Source organism: uncultured Romboutsia sp. (genome assembly GCF_958366745.1).
Classification (GTDB): Bacteria; Bacillota; Clostridia; order Peptostreptococcales; family Peptostreptococcaceae; genus Romboutsia; species Romboutsia timonensis.
The window spans coordinates 1-8,275 of record NZ_CATXCO010000098.1; the positions used below are offsets into that span (position 1 = coordinate 1).

At 26.5% G+C, this 8,275-nt stretch carries 7 protein-coding genes; all 7 read right to left on the bottom strand.

What is annotated here, in order from left to right; genetic code table 11:
• Nucleotides 1–225 precede the first annotated feature (225 nt).
• The 7 genes from Q5F54_RS07760 to Q5F54_RS07790 all read right to left on the bottom strand — a co-directional run bounded on the left by Q5F54_RS07760 (nucleotide 226) and on the right by Q5F54_RS07790 (nucleotide 8,109).
• Complete coding sequence (locus Q5F54_RS07760) at nucleotides 226–753, bottom strand: alpha/beta fold hydrolase (protein ID WP_281537829.1); 528 nt, start codon at nucleotides 751–753, stop codon at nucleotides 226–228.
• A 185-nt stretch (nucleotides 754–938) separates the two neighbouring features.
• Nucleotides 939–2,699, bottom strand: coding sequence for a hypothetical protein (locus Q5F54_RS07765; RefSeq protein WP_281537830.1), 1,761 nt, complete (start codon nucleotides 2,697–2,699; stop codon nucleotides 939–941).
• A gap of 2 nt (nucleotides 2,700–2,701) precedes the next feature.
• A complete protein-coding gene (locus tag Q5F54_RS07770; protein ID WP_281537831.1) occupies nucleotides 2,702–3,313 on the bottom strand; it encodes a cyclase family protein in 612 nt (203 codons plus the stop codon).
• A 188-nt stretch (nucleotides 3,314–3,501) separates the two neighbouring features.
• Nucleotides 3,502–4,011, bottom strand: coding sequence for a hypothetical protein (locus tag Q5F54_RS07775; protein ID WP_281537832.1), 510 nt, complete (start codon nucleotides 4,009–4,011; stop codon nucleotides 3,502–3,504).
• Nucleotides 4,012–4,476: 465 nt separating this feature from the next.
• Nucleotides 4,477–5,553 carry a Xaa-Pro peptidase family protein gene (locus tag Q5F54_RS07780; protein WP_281537238.1) on the bottom strand — a complete coding sequence of 359 codons (1,077 nt, stop codon included), beginning with the start codon at nucleotides 5,551–5,553 and terminating at the stop codon, nucleotides 4,477–4,479.
• Between the two features lie 413 nt (nucleotides 5,554–5,966).
• Nucleotides 5,967–6,860 carry a cation diffusion facilitator family transporter gene (locus tag Q5F54_RS07785; protein ID WP_281537239.1) on the bottom strand — a complete coding sequence of 298 codons (894 nt, stop codon included), beginning with the start codon at nucleotides 6,858–6,860 and terminating at the stop codon, nucleotides 5,967–5,969.
• A 199-nt stretch (nucleotides 6,861–7,059) separates the two neighbouring features.
• Nucleotides 7,060–8,109, bottom strand: coding sequence for an ABC transporter substrate-binding protein (locus Q5F54_RS07790; protein ID WP_281537240.1), 1,050 nt, complete (start codon nucleotides 8,107–8,109; stop codon nucleotides 7,060–7,062).
• Nucleotides 8,110–8,275: the final 166 nt, after the last annotated feature.

Below are 8,275 nucleotides of genomic sequence, written 5' to 3' on the forward strand. Positions count from 1 at the left end.
ATAACAAGAGCCTTGAAGAATCTATTTACGAACTTTTTTAAGTTCGACTACTATACTTCAGCTTGGTAGTCTAAATCTGGAATAATTATTTCTCTTTGATCTTTCATTTCTTTACCTCCAAAAGTTTAATATGAATATTATTCCAAACTTACCAATTTTACATTCAAAAAAGACTGTAGGTAAGTTTGTATTTACACAAAACTACCTACAGTCCCAAGAACCAATCTAATATACCTTGACTAGTAAATTTATAAAAAATGATTCTGATGTGTCTATTATTGCTTTAGGTTTATCACTCTTAAAACTATCTATAAGTTTATTTACTTCATCTACAGTATATCCATATAGCCAATTGGATGATTGAACCCACTTTGGTGCTACAGCACTGAGTAAGCAAAGCCTTGATACTTTATCTTCATTAAATTTAGACATATATCTTAAGCAAATTGCACCACCCATAGAGTGGCCTACTAAAGTAATATCACTTAATTTAAGTGCATCAATTACAAGTTTTATATCCATTGCCATTCTATCATAATCATACCCTGTGTAGGGTTTATCTGAATTACCATAACCTCTAAGATCTATTGCTATACATCTATGTCCTCTACTTGCAAAATATTCTATTATATATTCATACATATTGTGATTTAATGGCCATCCATGAACAAACATTATAGGATTTCCTAAATCAAAATTTATATCTTCTACTAATATTTTTACATCTTTTTCAACCTTTATATAATATTTCATATAAATTCACCCTATGCATATATTATGAGGTAAATTTATGCTTTATGAGAAATATAATTATTGTAAATTTCATTGCTTTTTTTATTGCACTTATTCTATTTTATAGCTTATTCATATATAAGATTTCTTATACTATTAGAAAACTATTAATTTAATATCCTTCTCAGTTTTTTATTATTTATGAATTATAAAATATCTAAATAATCAAATAATGTAAAAGTATCTTCAGGTATAAAACTATCAAGTCTTTCTTTAGCTAAATTTATATACCAATTTCTATCTAAATAATCAGGTACTTTTTTACCTATAATATTTCCATTATCAATAAAAGCTCTATCTGGTGTATAACTAATCTTTTCTAACTTTCCATCTGGTTTTACTTTCATAATAGCACTATCAAGTATAGATTTACTTGCAAATACTCTAAGTACTTTTAAGTCTATATTATCTTTACCATATACAACGTGGCTATATTTACCGGTTACTTTTACACACTTTTGAAAATCTATAAGATCTGTAGCATTGTTTATTGTTGTCTCTATATCTATATTATTTATTAATTTTTCTTTAATAGCTTTATTAACTATAGGTAAATCGTTATCTATTATGCTTAGTTTTTTAACATAAGCTCCCTTACTTTTTATTTGACCATCTTCTTTTATATAAATATAGTTGTTTACATCTTTTTGAATTATTTTCTTAATAAAATCGTGCTCTAACTCCATACCCGTTCTTTTACACCAATTACTACAAATCTCTAAATATCTATCTACATCTTCTTTAGAATTAAACTTAAACATAACACCATCAGTATTACCTTGTATAAATATAGCCTTATCTCCAAACTCAAGCTCTACTTTTTCTATTAAATCTAGTAACAATAATTGTCCATTTACACAGATTGCTGTACCTTGTTGTGGGTCATATAGCTCATTATTTACATCTAGGCATGCTCCATATGCACTATTTAATACTATTTTTAGAGATTTTTCTATTGGATTATTTTCTTTTTTAAACTTAATTCGAGTATCTCTAATTTCTTTGTATTTCTCTGGCTTTTTTACATTTCTACTTAATAGTCCATATTCTATCATTATAGATGAATAGAAAGAACTAACATCTGAATTTACTATAAAGTCATGTGCTTCATATTTTTTCCTAGCTGAATGTAATCCTCCCCAACCAAAGTCAGTTTCTATTCCATATACATTTACTCTTAAATATTTTTTAAAGTCTCTATTGTTATAATCTTCATACCAATTTTTTATATATTTATACTTATTAAGATTTAAAGTGTCTATTATTCTAAAATCTTTTGTATCATTTCTTTCATAGTTTGGCTTTTTCGCTTGTAATATGTATGAGCTTAGTTGAGCTTCTGTTTTATTTATCATAGAACTATCTAAATTAAAATATTCAATAAGTCCTATTTGCGCTTCATATCTATAATATACTTGCTCAAACACTTTAAATGTCATTTTAACATCATGCATACAATATGATACAAGCTCATCTATTTCTTTGTTATTTGGATATCTATTTAAGTTAAAGTCTACAGTACTTTCTCTTATATCTTCCCCCATAAATAATTCTAATTCTTTTAAACTTCTATATGTATCACTTATTTCAAATATATATAGTGGTATCTTATGTAGTTTTCTATCTATCTTCCAACCTGATACCTTATGTTCTATAAGCATATCAGATACTTTACATGGATCAACCCCTGCAACTATTGCTTTTAATATCCATTGATCATAGCCTCTTATATTATAACCCACCCATACTGAATCTTTATTTTTATTAAAAACTCTTAGTAATTCTTCTCTATCATTAATTATGGTATGTTCTTTTTGAGTTTTATAGTCTTTCATACAACATATCCAGAAATTTGCTTTTGATAGTACTTCAAAGTCTATAATTATACGTCTTCGTTCTTTTATCATAATTAAAACTCTACTAGTATCCTAGCTGGATACCCATCTAATCCTTCTATTTTCATAGGTAAGCAATATACCTTAAAGTTTTTATTTGGAATATTCTTTAAGTTACATAAGTTTTCTATGGCATACATTTTATGATCACCAAGGTATTTATCTATAATTCCATGATTTTTGCTAACTCCTAGACCTAAAGTATCTATTCCTATCATATTAACGTTTTTATCTACTAGGTATTTTATAACCTCTATGGATATTTCTGGATGATTGTTGTATTTTTCTTCATCTTCAAAGTATTGATCCCAGTTTGTTTGAAAAAATACATATACCCCTTCTTTTATAAGAGAAAGATCTAAGTCTTTTAATTTTATTACTTTGTTTGGTATATGTGAAACATCAAACTTTATCCCCTCACCTATTAGTCTTTCATTTTCTATTACCACATCTGGATTCATTACATCTATATGTGTCCCCATATTATGAACATCACAAGAAAATGATGTTGTAGTGTATTCACTTCCACTTTTTGAGTATCTAGTTACCTTTTCTACTTTTAATGGTTCTGATCCCGCTCTATAAACTCTTCCTATTTTAGTTGTTTGTGTTATATCAATTATCATATTAAAGTTTTCCTTTTCATAATATTTAAGATTTTATATATTATACACCAAGATTATATGACATTATAGCCTAAAATTTAATTACTATTTCATTAAAGCATTAATTAATTGTGTTCTTAAATGTTTTTGCAACTTTATAAAAAGTTAAAGCTAGTTTAATAAACTAGCTTTAACTTATAATTATTTAATTACTCTTCTTCTTTTTCTTCTTTTTCCTCTTCTTCAACTACATCTTCTTTATCTTCAACATTCTCAGGCTCTGGTTCTACATCCTTTTCATGTATATACTTCATATATTCTCCTTTTAGTCCATTATATTCATTAGTTAACCTTTTTGCCTTTTCTACTTTTTTAAGAGCTTTGTCACTTGCATCTAATGAACATTCTTCTGCCCTTTCTATAGATCTTTGTATATCTTTAACTTGTTTTTCTATTTCTACACACTTCTCCCCTTTATAGTTTAAATTATATCCTTCTCCATATTCTTTTAGCCATGATTGTACTTGAGATACTAATTCTTTAGCCTCTTTACGTAATACTTCCCCTTTTTCATGTACAGCAATAGCTTGCTTTTCTAAAGCTGCTATTTGTTCATGATTTTGAGATATTTCAATTTCTTTATTTGAAAGTTTTTGAACTAATTCATTAAGATACTCTAAGCTATTATTTTCTTGTTTTTTATTTTTTATTTTACTCAATTTAATACCTCCAAAATTATTAATTATATTAATGTATTGCTTAAAAATTGCATTAATAATTTACAATTCTTAATTTATAGTATTAAAATTTATATAATTAGTGATAATTTTAGAGTAAAAAAATATATATAAATATGATATTTTATATTTTTTTGTAAATATTAACTAAATATTATATATACCTAAATTTCTAAGATATATTAATGAATTATATAAAATCTAATCTTTAAGAATTAATTTAGTTTTAGCTGTGTCTCTATAAAATATTTAAAAATATCATTTTTAAGACTCTAAAGTTCTTTATACTAAAAAATAAGTAAATTTCTAAAAGAGTATCACTTTAGAAATTGTAATTATAAAAACTGTATAACAAGCAAATAATCCTGCTAAAATTTCTAAGTATTAAAATAAACCCTAAGTATAATAAATTTTACTTAATTTATCATACTTAGGGTTTTATATTAATTATTTTATTATATTTAATTCTTTATTGTATTTGTTTAATAATTCATGCCCATCTTCTGTAACTAAAACTAAATCCTCTATTCTAACTCCAAATTCACCTGGTAAATATATTCCTGGCTCTACTGAGAATATCATACCTGGCTTTAATATATCCGTATTTATAGATGATACATCTCCCATATCATGAGTCTCTATACCTATAGAATGTCCTGTTCTATGAGTGAAATATTTTCCATATCCTTTTTCAGTTATATATTCTCTAGCTGCATTATCTATATCACAGAATCTAACACCTGGCTTTACCATAGCTATAGCTCTTTTATTAGCTTCAAGTACTATATTAAATACTTCTTTTGCTTTTTCAGACGCGCTTTTATAAAATACTGTTCTTGTCATATCTGAACAATAGTTATCTTTAATACACCCTATATCAAGTATTACACAGTCGCCTTCTTTTAATTTAGCTGAACCACAATGAGCATGAGGATCTGCTCCATTTGCTCCATATGCTATAATTGGAGGGAATGAAAATCCATCAGCTCCTAATTCTTCGTATATACTTGCTAATCTTTGTGCCATTTCCTTTTCTGTTAAATCTTGTGTTAGCAGATTTTGAAGCTTATCCATTGCCATGTCATTTATATTAGATGCATTTCTCATAAGATCTTTTTCTTCTTCATCCTTGCACATTCTTAATGTATCTATTATAAATGATGCATTTACATATTTATTTTCAGTATTTAATTCCATAAGATGTAATAAGAATCTAGCTGGCCAATTTTTATCTATTCCTATAGTTTTTCCTTTTTCTATGTATTCAGATATTATCAAAACTCCATCCTTAGTATCATCAAACCAAACTTTTTCTACACCTAAATCTTCATATACTGGGAATAACTCATTTATAAATAATTTATGATTCCCATTTGTGTTAAGGTATAAAGCTATTAGTCTTTCTCCTGGATGTATCATTTTATCTGTTAGATAAAATATAGCCTTTGGGTCTGTAACTAACATTTGAGGTATGTTATTTTCTTGCATTTTTGATAAAATTTTATTTAATCTATTTAATTTCATAAAAAATCACCCTTTACTAGTAAATTTAATCTAATTATACCATATTTTCCAATATATTAATCATTTTATTATAATTAACTCGTTGTGCTAGTTAAATATTATTGAAAGTACTATAATCTAACAAGTTGTGTTCTAATAATAAAAAAAATTTATATAGTAAATTCAATATCTTTGGTAAAATAACTACTAGCACAACAAGTTAATAAATAAATTGATAGGAAATTGTGATTCTATAACTAAAATAAAAAGTCTATCATTTGTTTAAATTTTACTAGTACTAGATTTACGGGATATTGTTTTTTTGTTAAAATTAATTAGCTTTATTTGAAAAATATTTTGAACTAATACAATAGGTTAATATTGTATAAAGATACAAAAACCTAGAGAGTTAGATTCTTGTATCTTTATATATTTTAATTTTCAGAGTTTTTATTTTCATTTAAATATGGTTCTACATGTACTGTTATACCTTTTATAAAGTCCATATTTTTAAGTATTATATCTTCTAAGTTACTAGCTATATCATGTCCCTTATATACTGTCAAATTTTTATCTACACATATTACTAAGTCAACATAAGCCATGGAACCATATTTTCTAGTTCTTAAGTCTAATATATCTTCAACACCTTGTGTATTTTTTGCTATAGATATTATCTTATCCTCATATTCCTTACCAATAGATAAGTCCATAAGCTCATTTGCAGATTTTAATAGTATATCAGCTCCTACCTTAGAAACAAATAATGCAACAACAATAGATGCTAAAGGATCTAAAATCTTAAATCCAATTATTGCTCCACCTATCCCTATAAATGCTGCAATAGATGATAAAGCATCAGATCTATGATGCCAAGCATCTGCTTTTAATGCCGGAGAATTTATCTTATTTGCCACTTTAATAGTTATCCTATACTGATATTCTTTTATAAGTATTGATATAACAGAAACTATTAATGGAAGTATTGTTGGAACTTTAATTTTATCTACATTAAGTAATGATATAATACCTCCATATCCTATTTTTAAAGCAACAAATATTAATACTATTGATAATAAAAGTGCTACTAAAGTTTCTGCCTTTTCATGACCATAATTATGTTCTTTATCATTTGGACTCTTTGATATCTTATTTCCAATTAATACTCCTATTGACGTTAAAATATCAGATGCTGAATGTAGACCATCTGCTATTATAGCGTTTGAATTTCCAAGTACCCCTGCACTGATTTTTATAACAGTTAAAACTATATTCCATATAATTGATAATATTGTTATTTTGTTTGATTCATCATATCTTGATTCCATTTTTATGCCTCCAATTTATGCAATATAATTTTCAATTGATAATTAAATAATATAAAATTATTTTTAAATTTAGTAATATCATTATCATTTATCTATATTAATTGATAATGATATTATGTATCAAAATCTATAATAATAGAAAAAGGATTGTATCAAATATGATAAATCCTTTTTCATAAATATTTATATAAATTTTAGTTTACTTAACATTTTCCATAGCTTTATTTGCAAATTCAGTATTTACTATATCATTATAAACAGGTGCTTTATCTAATTCACCAGCTTCTTCCATTATTTCAACTAAAGCATTTAAACTTTCTTCTGTAAATAAAGGATTATCACACCAAGCATCTACTTCTTTATATCTATCAACAACACTTATTAAATCATTTAGTGATAAGTCATTAAAGAAAGGTTGCATAGCTTGTGCGATTTCTTCACTTGAAGCTGTTTTACACCATTGTTGACCTTTGTATAATGCATTAGTAAATCTTTGTATTAAATCTTCATTGTCAGCCATAAATTCTTTAGTTGTAGAATATGCAGTATAAGGAACATCTCCTGCTACTTCTCTTGATAATTCTCCTACTGACGCAACTATATATCCTGTTTTTTCTTCTTCCATTTGAGTTCCTGTAGGTTCAAATGCTGTAGTAAAGTCTCCTTCTCCACCTGCAAATGCTCCAGCCATTACTCCAAATTGTACATCTGTTCTTACATTAACTTCTCCTGCTTCTTTATTTGTACCTATAGTTAAACCATTTTTCTTTAATACATATTCTAATGTCATTAAAGGTACTCCACCTTTTCTTCCACCTAATATATCTTTACCTTTTAAATCTTCAAGAGTAAAGTTTGGCATTTCTTCTCTAGCAACTATAAAACTTCCGTCTGTTTTAGTAAGTTGTGCAAAGTTTACTGCATAGTTTTCATTACCTTGATTGTATACATATATAGAAGCCTCTGGTCCCATAAGTCCTACTTGAGCTTCACCTGAAATTAATGCAGCCATAGTTTTATCTGCACCTGAAGTGTTTATTATATCAACTTCAATACCTTCTTCTTCAAAGAATCCTTTAGTAACAGCAGCATACTGTGGTGCATAAAAAACTGAATGAGTAACTTCTGCTATAGTTACCTTATCTAAAGTTTTTTTAGCTTCCTTATCTGTAGTTGTTTGGTTACATCCAGTAAGACACATTGCACTTAATGCTAAGGAGCTTGCTACTGTAATAAATTTCCTAAACATGAGAAAATCCCCCTTGAAATTTAATAAGATAGTATATATTATTGTTCTTTTTCTAAAATTGTTACTAGAATTTATTTGATAATAGTACCTTAAAAGTATTTTTCTACTAACAAAAAATTCGCTTCGCTCATTTCGCCAACGATATATCCTTGCTACCGCTACGGAT

Excerpts from the sequence above, each read along its gene's own strand:
- Q5F54_RS07765 (WP_281537830.1), bottom strand. The coding sequence starts at position 2,699 with ATGATAAAAGAACGAAGACGTATAATTATAGACTTTGAAGTACTATCA.
- Q5F54_RS07790 (WP_281537240.1), bottom strand. The coding sequence starts at position 8,109 with ATGTTTAGGAAATTTATTACAGTAGCAAGCTCCTTAGCATTAAGTGCA.
- Q5F54_RS07780 (WP_281537238.1), bottom strand. The coding sequence starts at position 5,553 with ATGAAATTAAATAGATTAAATAAAATTTTATCAAAAATGCAAGAAAAT.
- Q5F54_RS07770 (WP_281537831.1), bottom strand. The coding sequence starts at position 3,313 with ATGATAATTGATATAACACAAACAACTAAAATAGGAAGAGTTTATAGA.
- Q5F54_RS07785 (WP_281537239.1), bottom strand. The coding sequence starts at position 6,860 with ATGGAATCAAGATATGATGAATCAAACAAAATAACAATATTATCAATT.
- Q5F54_RS07760 (WP_281537829.1), bottom strand. The coding sequence starts at position 753 with ATGAAATATTATATAAAGGTTGAAAAAGATGTAAAAATATTAGTAGAA.